This window comes from Arthrobacter sp. RAF14, from assembly GCF_052114185.1.
Lineage (GTDB): Bacteria > Actinomycetota > Actinomycetes > Actinomycetales > Micrococcaceae > Arthrobacter_E.
This window is the reverse complement of sequence record NZ_JBFREG010000001.1, coordinates 241,713-256,661: the sequence shown is the minus strand read 5'-3', so window position 1 is coordinate 256,661 and position 14,949 is coordinate 241,713. Positions and strand designations below refer to the sequence as shown.

The window sequence follows — 14,949 nt, the reverse complement described above, 5'->3', positions numbered from 1 at the left end:
ACGCAGTTAGACTGACCTCAGAATCCAGCGCCCCGGAGAGGAACCCGCAGATGCTTTCCCGCCGCACCGCTCCCGGAGAAGATGGCGCGTCGCGCCCATGATCACCTTCAGCGAGGAGATCCGGATCGCGGCGCCGCCTGAAGAGGTCTTCGGCCTGTCCCTCGACGTCGACGCCCACACCCGCTCCATGGCCGATTCGGGCGAACGCGCGGTGGGCGGCGTCCTGACCGGCCGCATGGGCCCGGGCGACACCGTGACCTGGCAGGCCCGTCATTTCGGAGTGCCCCTGCGCATGACCTCGCGGATTTCGGAGTGCCGGGAGCCGGCGTACTTCGTCGACGAGCAGCTCCGCGGACCGTTCAGGCTCTGGCGGCATGAGCACCGCTTCACCCCGTACGACGACGGCGGCACCCTTCTGCGGGACGAGATCACCTTCGCCGCCCCGCTGGGCCCGCTCGGCCGCCTCGCCGAGCTGGCCGTCCTCCGCTGGTACATGCCGAAGCTGATCCGGCAGCGGAACGAGTTCCTCAAGGCCGAGGCCGAGGGACCCGACGGATGCTGATCGCTCCCGGATCCGTCCGGGCGCCCGGCACGGCGCCGACCCACCCCAAGCCGCTGAAACAGTGAGTTGACGCTGAAACAGTGATCTGAACTCGCTGTTTCAGCGTTAACTCACTGTTTCAGCGAGCCGCGATCCCAGCGGGCTGCGATCCCGGCGATAGCGGTGCCAAGCGGGCACCGAACGGTCATTCGTACGAGCAGATGTAGGCCACGGGTTCGCTCGTCATGACCGTGAAGGACACTCCGGCCTCGATCTCGAACGCCGAGCCCGCCTCGTACCGGACCCACTCGCCGTTCTCCGCGGGCAGTTTCACATCCCAGCTGCCCCGCACGAGCTGCATCCGCTCCGGGGAGGACGTGCCGAAGGTCCACTCGCCGGGCGCGATCACACCCACCGTGAACTTCCCCTGCTCGTCCCCGGAACCCAGGCTGCGGACGTTGCCGTCGAAGTATTCGTTCTGGCTGATCATGAGGGCTCCTTCGCTGCTGGCCCGACGGTTCGGCCGGGCGACTGTTCCCCCACGTTAGTGCCATTGCCGTTCGGTGAGCGGCCTGGTGCGGCATTAAGAAGCTGGTGCGGCTTCAAGAAGTATGGCGGCACGGCATCTCGGGAAAGTGACGCGGCTCGTGCAGGAGCGGAGCTGGTCGCCAGACCGATCGTTCCACCAGAACCACGCCCCCTTTTGCCCTCTTGCCCGCGCCCGGCTCACTCGCTGTGGGACACCTCGTGAGATGACCGGGATCGTCCCACCAGAGAGCATCCACGCGGCCCCGGCACCGCACCTGGTCCGGCTCTACCGCGGATGGTGGGAGATCGAGACGGCCTCCTGCGCACCGAAATCCACGATCCTCATGAGCCGGGTCGTGCGCGGAAAGCACCCGGACCAGGAACCTCGATGCCGACCGACGCGCCTACCCCGCGATACTCCACACCAAGATCGTGACCGGCTCACCAGACGGCGCATCGAACGGCATCGGCGTCAGGGCGGACCGTCCGATCCAGCAGCCAACGCCCCGGAGCGTCGAGATAGCGCTGACAAACATCGTGACATCAGCATTGTCCCGACACTCCGGGAAGATCCCGGGCGAAGAGTCTCAACGTCCAGTGAGTTCCTTGGCTTTCGCTTCCAGGATGGTGTCCGTTGCTGCCGACAGATCGATCTGCGCGGTCGCGGCGAGTTGCGCAGCAACCTCCGGGTGATGCGCGGTGGCACGTTCCACGAAGGCAGCGGCCGTATTGGCCTTGCCTTCGCCGTGGCCGAACAGCACGAAGGTCTGCGAAGCGACCAGGGGCCGAAGCGTTTCGGCCAGCTTGTCGAAAAATGCCTTGAGATCGGCCTCATCGTCACGGCCTGTGTGCCGCTCCACCGTGCGCATGTGGTGCGCCACGGGGCTGGGATCCTTCACATCGTGTTCGGTCACCACCACCTTGGGCGTGTCGAGGTCGAAGTCCAGGATCCGCGCCGCGCGTTCGTCGATGGTCACCACCAGGAGGTGTCCGCTGCCCTTGTCATCAGGGGTTTTGGCGAGGATATGACGCGCCAGCTCGATGTCTTCGATGGACACACGGCCGTCGTGCGGCCTGCGGAACACCTCGCGGTGGCCGTTGATGTCCACGGCGAGCCGGGCACCGGGATCCTCGGTCACCTTGTCCGCGATGTCCTTCCACAGGGTGACGAACCGATCCCAATCGAGATCTCGAGGTGCCGGCTGAGAGAGAATCGCGTCGTATGTTGCGCGGATGTGATGATCCACGGTTCCTACCTTCTGCAGTTGCGCGCGGCAGAATGCACCGCGCTGGATGAGGCCAAGATGTTGCTGTGGCGGTCTGTAATGCCAGAATACCCGCCATAGCTAATGTCCCACATTTTCACTGGGCCGTCAGGACACGCGGCGCGGAAGCCTGAGGTCACCAGGATCAGGGTAAGAACGCATCGACTGCTCCAGAGGATGCCGTTTTCACCCTGAAATCACTCAGAACGGCACCCTCTGGAACAGTCGATGGGCATGGCCGATGGAGGCTCGGGCAACGACCGTGGGGACCTCTGCCCATTGCCCCGTCCCGGACCAGGCCGCATGCTGGAAAACAGCGGCGCGGTGTGACACCACACGGATCCGGATAAGTGCAGATCCGGCCCCGGCGGTCATCCACGGCGGAACCATGCGGGGCGAGGAGTTGGACATGAGCGACCACACCACCGATGAAACGAAGCAGGCTGACCCCACCCGGGAGCTGGAGCGGCGCATCGCCCGCCTGGAGCGCCTGATGGTCAGCGCCTACGCCGTGATCCTCGGGGCTCTGCTGATCGCGGGGCTGAGCCTGCCGATCTTCACCGCTCGGGACACCCGGGGCGACTCCCGGGTGGACACGCCCGTCTCCGTGTTCTCCGTCGTCTTCAAGCGCGGCGTCGCTCCGGAGGCGAGCTCAGGTGACGACCCTGCGCTGTCGGCACTGTTCATGATCGGCTTCGTCGGCCTGCTCATCGTCACAGTGCTGCTGCTCGTCCTCCTGGTCATCGCCGCATGCCGGGCACTGACGATCCCGGTCCGGCGCGCCGGTTGGATCCTGGTGACGCTGGGGATCATCGGGGCCTTCGTGCTGCTGACCTTCACGATGATGGCCGCGTCCAGCCACGAGTCCGACAGACCCGGCTGGGGAGCGGTGGTCCTGATGCTCGGCGTGCTCGGAGTCCTCCCGCTGCTGACCCGGTCGGCCGCCTCCATGGTGTCGCGACCGGAGGCGACCCCGGTCAGCCCTGGCGGAACACGTGCTTGACGATGTTGCCCAGCAGCGCCGCGTTGTAGTCCACACCCAACTGGTTGGGGACGGTGACCAGAACCGTGTCGGCCTCCTGCACGGCTTCGTCGCGGGCCAGTTCCTCGGCCAGCTGATCCGGCTCGCCGATGTAGGAACGTCCGAAGCGTGACACCGCGCCGTCCAGCCAGCCCACCTGGTCCCGTCCTTCCACCTGTCCGCGCAGGCCGAAGTAGTGGTGGTCCTCCTCCGACACGAGCGGGATGATGCTGCGGCTCACCGAGACCCGGGGCGTCCAGTCGTGACCGGCGTCCTTCCAGGCGTCGCGGAAAACCCGGATCTGTTCGGCCTGCAACTGGTCGAAAGGCACTCCGGTGTCCTCCGTGAGGAGGGTGGAGCTCATGAGGTTCATGCCCTGCTCGGCGGCCCAGACCGCCGTCGCACGGGTCCCGGCACCCCACCAGATGCGGCGCTCCAGGCCGGGCGACTGCGGTTCCACCGGCAGGAGAAGGCCTGGACGGCCGTTGCCGGCATCCGCCGGCGCGATCCCGGCACCCGTGATCGCCTTACGGAACACCTCGGTGTGCCGACGGGCCATGTCCGCCGCCGTTTCGCCGTCGCGGGGGATGTGACCGAAGTTCTCCGCACCGTTGAGGGCCGGTTCGGGTGAACCACGGCTCACGCCGAGCTGGAGCCGGCCCTGACTGATGAGGTCGGTCGCCGCGGCCTCCTCCGCCATGTACAGGGGGTTCTCGTAGCGCATGTCGATCACGCCGGTGCCCATCTCCAGGGTGCTGGTGCGTGCGGCGATGGCGGAGAGCAAGGGGAAGGGCGCGGCGCCTTGCCGCGCGAAGTGGTGGACGCGGAAGAAAGCCCCGGCAACGCCCTGCTCCTCCGCGGCGACGGAGAGTTCGATGGCCTGCCGCAGCGATTCGCCGGCATCCTGGGTCTGCGATCCCGCCGAGCGGCCGTAGTGGCCGAAGGACAGGAATCCGATCTTTTTGCTGTTCACGCCCTCAAGAACCATGCGTTTGCATGGAAAATTCCCGGCTCGTCCGTCCGCTCACAGACCGTCCGACGACGGCGGCCCGCGGCCTTCCACAGCGAACCTTCCGTCCGCTCATCCACATAAATCTGGAAAGTCATTGTGGGACGGCGCCGGATGTCCCTACGATCGTGCTGATCAGATCACTGATCACGTCACTCGGGGGAGCATCTCTTTGTCATTCTTCAGGAACACCCATGTGCGGCCGCGTTCCGGCCGCGCCGCCAGAATCGTGGCGACCACGGGCGCCATCACTTTGTTCGCAGGTCTGCTGATCGCGCCCGCCGCGCAGGCCGCACCGGCCACCCAGGCGATCGTCGCGGAAGCGCCGACGGACGGGCCCACCGACGGGCCCACCGGGGAGCCGGCCGGCGGTCCCACGGAGGCCCCGGCGCCGACGGACTCCCCGTCACCGGAACCGACCGAAACCACCACACCCACCCAGGAGCCGACGGAAACGACGTCACCGACTCCGGACCCGACCACGACCACCGAGCCCACCGAGGCTCCGGCTCCGAGCAATACCGCGGTTCCCGTCGTCCACGGCGAACCGGTGGTCGGCCAGACCCTGACCTCCAAGGGAGGACTGTGGGAGGGCGCGACGAAGTTCCGCTTCGTCTGGACCGTCGACGGCACGGCGGTTCAGACGGCCGACCACACCACCGGAGAGATCGACTCCCTGGTTCTGCTGCCCGGCATGGCGGGCAAGACCGTTCAGCTCACGGTGACGGCGTCCCGGGAGGACACGCCGTCCGGAACCGACGCCACGTCAACGCCACTCGTCGTGCGCAATGCTGAGTTCACGGGCCTCACCTGGAACAACGCCGTGGTGGGATGGGCCGTCGTCGGCGAGACCCTGACGCTCGACAGGCCCGCGTGGGATGACTCCGCCACGCGCGGCACCCTCCGCCACCAGTGGTACCGGGCCGGCGCTCCGATCCCCGGCGCCACCTCGGAGCAGTATGTGGTCAGCCCGGCGGACGCCGGCAGGCCCCTCCAGGCCACCATCACCCTCTCGGCCGAAGGCTTCACGGACCACGAATTCCAGTCCACGCAGGTCACCGCCACCAGTGCCGCCTTCAGCTCGGTCGCCGTCCCCACCATCAGTGGCACGGCGCGGGTCGGCCAGGCGCAGACCGCGAACCCGGGCGCTTCCGCTCCGAGCGCGGCCTCCTTCACCTACCAGTGGTACCGGGGGAACACGGCGATCACCGGCGCCGTGGAGCGCAGGTACACCGCCACCGCGGCGGACAACGGCAAGACCCTCAAAGTCCGGGTCCGATCGGTCAAGCCCGGCTACACCTCGGTGGACCGGTTCTCGGCCGCCCGGAAGATCGCAGTGGGACTTCTCGTGGCCACGAAGTCGCCCGTGGTGACCGGGACACACCGCTACGGCAACACCCTCCGCGTGGCCCAGGGATGGCCTGTCGGCACCACCATCCGGTACCAGTGGTACCGGAACGGCGTCGCGCTCAAGGGTGCCATCGGAAACTCGCTCTACCTGACCACGGGGTACATCGGAACCCGAGTGAATGTGAAGGTCACGCTCTCCAAACCCGGCTACATGACGCGTGCGGTGGCCACCACCCCGACCAGCGTGGGCAAGGGGCTCTTCGTGCTGAAGGCCGCACCGAAGGTCACGGGCCGGCTCGCATTGGGTTCCGTCCTGACGGCCTACCCCGGCAGCTTCAGCCCCGCGCCGACCAGCGTCGCATACCAGTGGTACCGCAACGGGTCCGCGATCGCCGGCGCCCGCGGCCGGACCTACCGGGTCGCCGCCGTCGACAACGGCCGTTCCCTGTCCGTCCGGGTGGCCGTGGGCCGCGCCTACTACGCCGGCAGGGCCGTCACGAGTGCGGCCGTGAAGCTCCCGCTCTGGCCCGTCACCGTGCTTCGCGGCGACGGCGTCTACCGCGTGGGAACGCAGATCAAGCCCGGCCTGTACAAGGCGACCGGGGCCGGATCGAGCTGTTACTGGGCGCGTCTCAGCGGGTTCAGCGGCCTCCTGAAAGACATCAAGGCCAACTACTTCGGCTCGGCGCGGACGTACGTGCAGATCAACGCCGGGGACGTCGGCTTCGAGTCCCACGGCTGCGGTTCCTGGACCACGGTGACTCCGAGCGGTCCCAGGGCGACCAGCATCTATGCGGACGGAATCTACCGGGTCGGAATCGACATCCTGCCGGGAACGTACTACGGCACCGGCTCTCACGAAGGCTGCTACCTGGCCGCCCTCACGGGGTTCAACGGCACCCTGAGTGACATCTCGGAGAACTACTACGGTTCGGCTGACGTCATCGCCACCGTTCCGAGCTGGATCAAGGCACTCGAAGTCAGGAACTGCGGCATTCTGACCCGGTACTGACGGAACCGGCGAAGGCCCGGCGGCACTCCAGCCGCCGTGCCTTCGTGCTGCCCGACCTTCGTGCTGCCCGGGCCTTTACCCGTCGTCGTCCCTTGTGCGCTCAGTTGCGCTGGGTTTCGCAGGGAACATCATCTTCTCCGTGAACGCCGATGGCGCCACCGCCTACACCTCACGGACCTACGTGCCGGGGTTCGCCCCGGAGAGCGTCGACGTGGATCTGAAGGGCGTCAACTACCTCGACCTGGTGGTCAAGCCCTCCGGCTCCATCAATGGGGCCCACGGGGTGTGGGGCGAGGCGAGGTTCGAGTGCGCTCCCTAGCGCGAGTTCCCCGCTGAGCCGCTCCCCCGGCTCCGCGAAGTGACAGCTGAGGCCCCTTCCCGCGTCGGGAAGGGGCCTCAGCTGTTCTCTCGCGAGTCGCCAGTAGGTGCCCGTATTCCGCGTGGATTCGGGCACCTACTGGCGACTCACGTGGTGCGGGGTGTCAGATCCAGTACCGCTCGTCCTCGGAATCACCCGGGTGCTCCTTGACCATGCCCGCGGCGAGGGTGTTGCCGTCGGCGGGATCGATCACCAGGAACGCCCCCGTGCGGCGGTGCTTCGCATACGGTTCCAGGGGCAGCGGCGCGGCCAGGCGGATCTGGACCTCGCCGATGTCATTCAGTTCCAGGCCCGAGGCGGGCTCCACCTGGAACGTATCCAGATCCAGCTTCCCGGAGACCGTCCGGATGATCGCCTTCACGGTCTGGGTGCCGTGCTTGACGAACATCCGGGCCCCCTCGCGCAGCGGCTTGGAGGACAGCCACGCCAGGGAACCGTACAGATCCGCGGAGCTCTCCCCCACGGTCCCTGCGGCGGCGATCGTGTCACCGCGGGCGATGTCGATCTCGTCGGCGAGGCGGAGTGCCACCGATTGCGGGGCGAAGGCGGTCTCCAGCGAGGTGCCGGCGAAGTCGATGCCCGCCACCGTCGTCGTGCGCGGCTCATGCCCCGGCGAGAGGACCACCACGGAATCGCCCACGCGGACGGTGCCTTCGGCGACCTGCCCGGCGTACGCGCGGTAATCGCGGAACGCCTCGGCATCCAGACCACGCGCGACGGCGTCCGGCGCCAGCGCGCCCTGCGGACGGATCGCGAGCTGCACGGGGAAGCGGAAGGCCTCCTCCGCGTCTTCCAGCTCGTCCGCGGCGGGCAGGGTCTCCAGGACCTCCAGCAGTGACGGGCCCTCGTACCAGGGCATGCGCGGCGAGCGGTCCACGACGTTGTCGCCGTCCAGCGCGGACACCGGGATGACCCGGACGTCGGCGTGATCCGCGGTTCCATCAGCCTGCGCCGTCCCGATCCCCAGCTCCCTGGACACGCGGCGGATGTCCGCCTCGATCTCCCGGAACACGGACTCGGAGAAGTCCACCAGGTCCACCTTGTTCACGGCCACCACCACATGCGGGACACGCAGCAGGTGCAGCACGGACAGGTGCCGTCGGGTCTGCTCCAGGACACCCTTGCGGGCATCGATCAGCACGACGACGGCGTCCGCCGTGGACGCGCCCGTCACCGTGTTCTTGGTGTACTGCACGTGCCCGGGGCAGTCTGCCAGGATGAAGCTGCGTCGGTCCGTGGCGAAGTAGCGGTAGGCCACGTCGATCGTGATGCCCTGTTCCCGCTCGGCGCGCAGGCCGTCGGTCAGCAGGGCGAGATCCAGGCCACCCTTCTCCCCGCCGAAGCCGCGGTCCGCGCTGGTGCGGGCGACGGCGTCGAGGGTGTCGGCCAAGATCGCCTTGGAGTCGTGCAGCAGGCGGCCCACCAGCGTGGACTTGCCGTCGTCGACGCTGCCGGCCGTCGCGAAACGGAACAGCGTGCTGGACGCGAGTGCGGTGCTCATCAGAAATACCCGTCCTTCTTGCGATCTTCCATGGCCGCCTCGGAGATGCGGTCATCGGCGCGGGTCGCGCCACGCTCGGTCAGGGTGGAGGCCGCGACCTCGACGACGACGGCGGCCACGTCAGCGGCGTCGCTCTCCACGGCGCCGGTGCAGGACATGTCGCCCACCGTGCGGTAGCGCACCAGCTTGGTGATGACCTCCTCGTGCGAGGCCGGCTGGGAGACCTCGCCCACGGCACGCCACATCCCGTCCCGGGCGAAGACCTCGCGCTCGTGGGCGTAGTAGAGACCCGGGAGCTCGATGTTCTCGCGCTCGATGTAGCGCCAGATGTCCAGCTCGGTCCAGTTGCTGATGGGGAACGCGCGCACGTGCTGGCCCACCGTGTGGCGGCCGTTGTAGAGGTTCCACAGCTCGGGACGCTGATTGCGCGGGTCCCACTGACCGAACTCGTCACGCAGGGACAGGATGCGCTCCTTGGCACGGGCCTTGTCCTCGTCGCGACGGCCGCCACCGAAGACGGCGTCGAACTTGTTCTTCTGGATGGCGTCCAGCAGCGGCACGGTCTGGAGCGGGTTGCGGGTGCCGTCCGCACGTTCCTGGAGCTCACCGCGGTCGATGAACTCCTGCACGGAGCCGACCACGAGCTTCAGGCCCAGTCGCTCCACGGTCCGGTCACGGAACTCGATCACCTCGGGGAAGTTGTGCCCCGTGTCCACGTGCAGCACCGGGAAAGGCACCTTTCCCGGCCAGAAGGCCTTGGTGGCCAGGTGCAGCATGACCACGGAGTCCTTGCCGCCGGAGAACAGCAGCGCGGGGCGCTCGAACTCGGCGACGACCTCACGGATGATGTGAATGGCCTCGGCCTCGAGGGCGTCGAGCGTCCCGAGCCGGTTCTCAGCCACAGCGGCCTCTTCCAGTAGTTCGGTCATCAGAAGCTCATTTCGGTCGGGAAGTTAGTGGGGATCCTTAGCAAAGATCCGTACAGGACGCATGCGGGCGACCCGTCGAGCGAGCCGAGCCCTGCTGCGAGCGGTGCAGAGGGCTTTCCGGAAGCGGCGCATCGCGCGAGCGAGGAACGAGCGAGCGTGTCTAAGCCGCGCGGAAAGTCCTCCGCACTGCGGAGACGAGAGGCAAGACCGCTCATGTGTGGAGCCCGCATTCGGTCTTGTCGGTCCCGGCCCAACGGCCCGAGCGGGGGTCTGCTCCCGGGGCGACCTTGTTGGTGCACGGCTGGCAGCCGATGGACGGGTAGCCCTGGCTCAGCAGCGGGTTGGACGGCAGCAGGTGTTCGTCCGAGTACTCCAAGAGCTGCTCGTAGGTCCACGGGGCCACCGGGTTGACCTTGACCAGGCCGTTCTTCTCGTCCCAGGTCACCAGCGGGGTGTCGGTCCGGGTGGGGGCCTCGTCGCGGCGCACCCCGGTGAACCACAGTTCGTAGCCGGCCAGGGTCCGCTGCAGCGGGGCCACCTTGCGCATGGCGCAGCAGGAGGCCGCGTCGCGGGCGAAGAGGTCCTTGCCGAACAGGCGGTCCTGCTGCTCCACGGTGTTCTCCGGCAGGACGTCCACCACGTTCACGCGGAGGGTCTTGGCCACCAGATCCCGGGTCTGGTAGGTCTCCGGGAAGTGGTAGCCGGTGTCGAGGAAAAGCACGTCGACGCCGGGCAGCTGCTCGGCCACCAGGGCCGGCAGCACGGCGTCGGCCATGGAGCAGGCGACGGTGACGGTCGGCGTAGCGAAGTTGCGCTTCACCCAGGCGATGACCTCTTCGGCCGGCGCGTCCCAGTCGAGTTCGGCCGCGCCGGCTTCGGCGATGGCCCGGAGTTCCTCATGCGAGCGGAGTGCGGTGCTCACTGGAGGGCCTCCTCGTCTGCGGCGTGTGCCCATTCGGCGAAACTCTGTCCTTCGGCGCGGTCGGCGACGAAGCGCCGCACCACGCGTTCCACGTAGTCAGGCAGATCGGCCACGTAGACCTTGAGGCCGCGGACCGTGCGGCCCAGCCCGGCCTCCTCGCGGGACGTCGACGCCAGCCCGCCGCCCAGGTGCACCTGGAAGCCGGGGGCCGGGTCGCCGTCGTCGACCGGGAGCATCATGCCCTTGAGTCCGATGTCCGCGGTCTGGATGCGAGCGCAGGAGTTGGGGCAGCCGTTGATGTGCAGGCTCAGCGCGTCCGGCAGGGTGCCCGCCTCCACCAGGTCGGCGAGGCGGCGTTCCAGCTCCGCGATGGCCGTGGCCGCGGTGACCTTGGTCTCCACGATGGCCAGCTTGCAGTATTCGATGCCGGTGCAGGCGATGGTGCCGCGCCGGAAGACGCTCGGCCGGGCGGAGAGGCCCAGGGTGTCGAGTTCGGCGATGAGCGGTTCCACCTGGTCACCGGGGACGTCGAGGACCACGAGTTTCTGGTGCGGGGTGGTGCGCAGCCGCTGGGAGCCGTGCGCCTCCAGGACGTCCGCCAGACGGACCAGGTTCTCGCCGGACAGGCGGCCCACGGTGGGCGCGACGCCGATGAAGAACCGGCCGTCCTTCTGCTCGTGGACGCCGATGTGATCGCCGGGGGTCGGAGGCTTGGGCGCTGCCGGGCCGTCGGCCAGCTTGTACCCGAGGTATTCGTCCTCGAGGATCTGCCGGAACTTCTCCGGGCCCCAATCGGCCAGGAGGAACTTCAGACGCGCTTTGGTGCGCATGCGGCGGTAGCCGTAGTCGCGGAAGATCTGCGTGACGCCGTGCCACACTTCGGCACCCTGTTCAGGGGTGACGAAGGCGCCCAGGCGCTTGCCGAGCATGGGGTTCGTGGAGAGGGCACCGCCCACCCAGAGGTCGTACCCGATGCCGAGTTCGGGGTGAACCACGCCCACGAAGGCGCAGTCGTTGATCTCGTGAACCACGTCCTGGGAGGGGTGGCCCGTGATGGCGGTCTTGTACTTGCGCGGCAGGTTCGCCAGTTCCGGGTCGCCGATGAACTTCTCGGCGATCTCGTGGATCAGCGGCGTGGGATCGATGATCTCGTCCTTGGCGATGCCCGCCACCGGGGAGCCGAGGATGACACGGGGAACGTCGCCGCAGGCCTCGGTGGTGGAGAGTTCCACGGCTTCGAGGCGGCGCCAGATCTCCGGCACGTCCTCCACCCGGATCCAGTGCAGCTGGATGTTCTGCCGGTCGGTGATGTCCGCCGATCCCCGGGCGAAGTCCACGGAGATCTGCCCGATCACGCGCAGCTGCTCGGTGGTGAGCGCGCCGCCGTCGATCCGGACGCGGAGCATGAAGTACTTGTCCTCCAGCTCGTGCGGTTCCAGGGTGGCGGTCTTGCCGCCGTCGATCCCGGGCTTGCGCTGCGTGTAGAGGCCCCACCAACGGAAACGACCGTGCAGATCGGTGCCGTCGATCGAGTCGAAACCACCCTTGGAGTAGATGGTCTCGATGCGTTCGCGGACGCTGAGCCCGCCGTCCTCCTGCTTCCACACCTCGTTCGCGTTGAGCGGCGTGGTGCCGTCAACCTTCCACTGGCCATGCGGCTTGGCGGCCGGCCGTCCGGCACGCGGAGTACGTGCGGGGCGGGCTTCGGGCGAGGGGGTCGCTCCGGCTAGAGCTGTGTCGGTCATACAGAAAATGTAGGGTGGCCCACTTTGGCCTCCCAAGGGCACCGGACACGTGACGACACGGGGAGCAACAAATCGTCACGCGCCGGACGCGGCGACCGCCTCGTCGAAACGCTTCAGCACCAGCCCCGCCAGCGCTTCGGACGGCAGGAGCGGCTCGGTCACCACATCGGCCCCGGCCTTGAAGAGCTGGTCGTGGAACCATCCGTGGGCCAGCAGATAGGACGCGACGACGACGCGCGGCGCCCCCGCTTCCCGGGCTGCCGCCACGGCGGCGGGCACCTTCGGTTCTGCCGCACTCCCGTAGCCGCAGCTCACGGGCCTTCCGAGACGGTCGGCGAGCTGCCCCGCGACCTCCTCCACGGCTGCGGAGGCCGCCGGGTTGGAGGAGCCGGCGGCGGCCAGGACGACGGCGTCGTCGTCCGCCAGACCGGCCTCCCGCAGGCGCTCCTCCAACACGTCCACCAGCACCGGATCCGGCCCCAGCGGGGCCGCCGCGAAGGTGCCCGGACGGGAGCCGGAGGCCTGGGCGATGTCCACCTTGACGTGGTACCCGACGCTCAGGAGCACCGGCACGATCACGGCCGGCTCTCCCTCCGGGAGGGCCGCCACCACGTCGGGGAGGGCCGGCTCCTGGACATCGACGTAGGCCTCGCGCACGTCCAGATCGGGCCGGAGCGCGGACACCGCCCGGCGCAGCTCGCGCACCTCGGCGTCGCCGGTGACGTTGCTGGTTCCGTGCGAGCAGGCGATCAGGAGGGGGCTGTGAGTCATGACTGGGAGCTTAACGTGGGTGGCCGTCCGGTGCCTTAACCTTGATTGCGAAGCATGTCGGCGGACCCCGGTTCCCGGCCTGCGAAGGGACACCGCGCAGGGCACACCCGGCGCGATCTGACAGACGGAAGGGAAGGCCATGTCCTTTGACACCGGCCTTCTGGCCTTGGACCTGCTCGGGGTGTTCTTCTTCGCCGTCTCCGGTTCACTCCTGGCGGCGCGCAAACGCTTCGACGTGGTGGGCTCCGTGCTCCTCGCCTGCCTGGTCAGCCTGGGCGGCGGCGTGGTCCGCGACGTCATCCTGGGCGTGCATCTGCCGTCGGCGTTCGGCCAGCCCGTCTATCTGGTGCCCGCGATCCTGGCCGCGGCGCTCGTCTACATCCTGTTCAACAGCGTGCAGCGCTTCACCTCACTGCTGACCCTGTTCGACGCCGGCGGGCTCGCACTGTTCTGCATCTCCGGCACGCTGAAGGCCATCTCCCTCGGAGCGAATCCGGTGGCGGCCGTCCTGCTCGGCGTCACGACCGCCGTGGGCGGTGGCGTGCTGAGGGACATCACGGCCAATGAGGTCCCGGCGCTGTTCGACGCCCGGGAGATCTACGCGCTCCCGGCCTTCTGCGGGGCCACGCTGACAGCCCTGGTGTGGCATCTCGGCTGGTTCAACCCGGTCTCCGGGCTCACGATCGCCGCACTGGTGTTCGCGTTCCGGGTGACGGCGTGGCGGCGGCACTGGTACATCCCCCTGGCCGTGCACGGCTGGCACCGCCCCGGCACGTGACCCGGAACCCACGCACCCGCTCCCACGCATCCCAGCATCTCGCCTCGCGGCACCCGCCTCGCGCCTCTCGCACCGTTGACCTTGCACTTTCTCGGGCTTCACGGAGAAGAAGCCCGAGAAAGTGCAAGGTGAACACCGTTTCCGGGCCTCCCACACCACGACCGGCCGGCTGACCGGCCCCACCCCCGGGCCAAGGCTGTGGATAACGTCGGCGCCACTCCACCGATCCGGTCCACACTGGAGCATGCGTGCCAGCCTACTGCCTCCCCACCTGACCGGCACGTCGTTCACCTATCGCGAGGCTCTGCGCCACGGGACCCCGCGAAACCGGCTGTACGCCCGCGACCTGGAGATCACCACCAACGGCTTCCGGCGTCCGACGGAGGGACAGCTGCGGCCCGCCGACGAGCTCCGGGGCCTCGCCGACCTCCGGCCGCAGGACACGTTCGCCCGGTTCTCGGCCGCACTGCTTCAGGGCGTGCCTCTGCCGTGCCGCCATGAGGCGCTCTGGCCCGCCTGCCTGAGCAGTCCGCCGGGAATCGCGCCGCCCCGCCGTCGTCGGGTGGTGGGGCTGACTCTGGATCTCGCCGACGACGAGGTCCGGTACCTCGACGGCCTCCGGATCACCACTGCGGCACGGACCTGGCCCGACCTGGCCCGTGACCTGAGCGTCGAAGAGCTGGTCATCGCAGGCGATCACCTGGTCTGCGCGCATCCCCAGGGGTTTCCGAACCCGCGACTCCCCTGGACCACGCCCGCCGCCCTCGGCGCGATGCTCGCACGGCATCCGCGGGCACGCGGCGTCGTCGCGGCCCGACAAGCCTGGGGCCTCATCCGGGTGGGGTCGGACTCGCCTCGCGAGACGAAACTCCGGCTGGCCCTCACCGCGGCGGGCCTCCCGGAGCCGGAACTCAATGTCATGCTCCGCGGCGAATTCGGCCAGCCGGTGCTGTGGCCGGACGGAGCCTACCGGAACCACCGGATCTCCTTGCAGTACGACGGCGAGCCCCACGCCACCGCCCGGCAGCACCGCCGGGACATCGACCGGGCCGCGGTCACCGAAGCGCTGGGCTGGACGGAGGTGCGGCTCGGGGCCGCGGACCTCCACGGAAACCCGCCCCGGGCTGCGCTCCGGGTCCGGCAGGCGCTGGTCCGGGCGGGCTGGCGTCCCTGAAGCACCCGCTCCCACCCGGTCAGC

General features: G+C 68.6%; 14 protein-coding genes. 6 read left to right on the top strand and 8 right to left on the bottom strand.

All coding sequences use genetic code 11. From position 1 onward, the window contains the following. The first annotated feature begins 97 nt into the window (after window positions 1–97). Complete coding sequence (locus AB4Y75_RS01250; RefSeq protein ID WP_441434103.1) at window positions 98–562, top strand: SRPBCC family protein; 465 nt, start codon at window positions 98–100, stop codon at window positions 560–562. Between the two features lie 184 nt (window positions 563–746). On the opposite strand, the gene ppnP is transcribed toward AB4Y75_RS01250, so the two are convergent. Next, the gene (ppnP, locus tag AB4Y75_RS01245; protein ID WP_441434102.1) at window positions 747–1,031 is read right to left on the bottom strand and encodes a pyrimidine/purine nucleoside phosphorylase; all 285 of its coding nucleotides are present in this window, start codon (window positions 1,029–1,031) and stop codon (window positions 747–749) included. A 625-nt stretch (window positions 1,032–1,656) separates the two neighbouring features. Beyond that, window positions 1,657–2,316: a hypothetical protein gene (locus AB4Y75_RS01240; RefSeq protein ID WP_441434101.1), complete on the bottom strand. Its 660-nt coding sequence runs from the start codon at window positions 2,314–2,316 to the stop codon at window positions 1,657–1,659. Window positions 2,317–2,743: 427 nt separating this feature from the next. Between AB4Y75_RS01240 and AB4Y75_RS01235 the strand changes: the two genes are divergently transcribed. After that, entirely contained in the window at window positions 2,744–3,337 is a 594-nt protein-coding gene (locus tag AB4Y75_RS01235; protein ID WP_441434100.1) for a hypothetical protein, read from the top strand. On the opposite strand, the gene AB4Y75_RS01230 is transcribed toward AB4Y75_RS01235, so the two are convergent. Further along, window positions 3,312–4,328, bottom strand: a complete 1,017-nt coding sequence (locus tag AB4Y75_RS01230) for an LLM class flavin-dependent oxidoreductase (RefSeq protein WP_441434099.1) — start codon at window positions 4,326–4,328, stop codon at window positions 3,312–3,314. The genes AB4Y75_RS01235 and AB4Y75_RS01230 overlap by 26 nt on opposite strands. 208 nt (window positions 4,329–4,536) lie before the next feature. Between AB4Y75_RS01230 and AB4Y75_RS01225 the strand changes: the two genes are divergently transcribed. Both AB4Y75_RS01225 and AB4Y75_RS01220 read left to right on the top strand, forming a co-directional pair. Continuing rightward, the gene (locus AB4Y75_RS01225; protein WP_441434098.1) at window positions 4,537–6,726 is read left to right on the top strand and encodes a hypothetical protein; all 2,190 of its coding nucleotides are present in this window, start codon (window positions 4,537–4,539) and stop codon (window positions 6,724–6,726) included. Between the two features lie 94 nt (window positions 6,727–6,820). Beyond that, window positions 6,821–7,045, top strand: coding sequence for an NPCBM/NEW2 domain-containing protein (locus tag AB4Y75_RS01220; protein ID WP_441434097.1), 225 nt, complete (start codon window positions 6,821–6,823; stop codon window positions 7,043–7,045). Window positions 7,046–7,208: 163 nt separating this feature from the next. Here AB4Y75_RS01220 and AB4Y75_RS01215 read toward each other — a convergent pair whose 3' ends face one another. From AB4Y75_RS01215 to AB4Y75_RS01195, 5 genes are all read right to left on the bottom strand, one after another. Next, the gene (locus AB4Y75_RS01215; protein WP_441434096.1) at window positions 7,209–8,606 is read right to left on the bottom strand and encodes a sulfate adenylyltransferase subunit 1; all 1,398 of its coding nucleotides are present in this window, start codon (window positions 8,604–8,606) and stop codon (window positions 7,209–7,211) included. Then, window positions 8,606–9,535 carry a sulfate adenylyltransferase subunit CysD gene (gene cysD, locus AB4Y75_RS01210; protein WP_441434095.1) on the bottom strand — a complete coding sequence of 310 codons (930 nt, stop codon included), beginning with the start codon at window positions 9,533–9,535 and terminating at the stop codon, window positions 8,606–8,608. Before cysD ends, AB4Y75_RS01215 begins: the two co-directional genes overlap by 1 nt. Before the next feature lie 211 nt (window positions 9,536–9,746). Next, window positions 9,747–10,490 carry a phosphoadenylyl-sulfate reductase gene (locus AB4Y75_RS01205; protein WP_441434094.1) on the bottom strand — a complete coding sequence of 248 codons (744 nt, stop codon included), beginning with the start codon at window positions 10,488–10,490 and terminating at the stop codon, window positions 9,747–9,749. Continuing rightward, window positions 10,454–12,202 (bottom strand): nitrite/sulfite reductase, encoded by a 1,749-nt coding sequence (locus AB4Y75_RS01200; protein ID WP_441434093.1) that lies wholly within the window; start codon window positions 12,200–12,202, stop codon window positions 10,454–10,456. Before AB4Y75_RS01200 ends, AB4Y75_RS01205 begins: the two co-directional genes overlap by 37 nt. Window positions 12,203–12,277: 75 nt before the next feature. Then, the gene (locus AB4Y75_RS01195; protein ID WP_441434092.1) at window positions 12,278–12,973 is read right to left on the bottom strand and encodes a sirohydrochlorin chelatase; all 696 of its coding nucleotides are present in this window, start codon (window positions 12,971–12,973) and stop codon (window positions 12,278–12,280) included. Window positions 12,974–13,112: 139 nt separating this feature from the next. Here AB4Y75_RS01195 and AB4Y75_RS01190 point away from each other — a divergent pair, with 139 nt between their 5' ends. Both AB4Y75_RS01190 and AB4Y75_RS01185 read left to right on the top strand, forming a co-directional pair. Next, on the top strand, window positions 13,113–13,751 hold the full coding sequence (locus AB4Y75_RS01190; protein ID WP_441434091.1) for a trimeric intracellular cation channel family protein: 639 nt from the start codon (window positions 13,113–13,115) through the stop codon (window positions 13,749–13,751). Between the two features lie 244 nt (window positions 13,752–13,995). After that, window positions 13,996–14,925, top strand: coding sequence for a hypothetical protein (locus tag AB4Y75_RS01185; protein ID WP_441434090.1), 930 nt, complete (start codon window positions 13,996–13,998; stop codon window positions 14,923–14,925). Window positions 14,926–14,949: the final 24 nt, after the last annotated feature.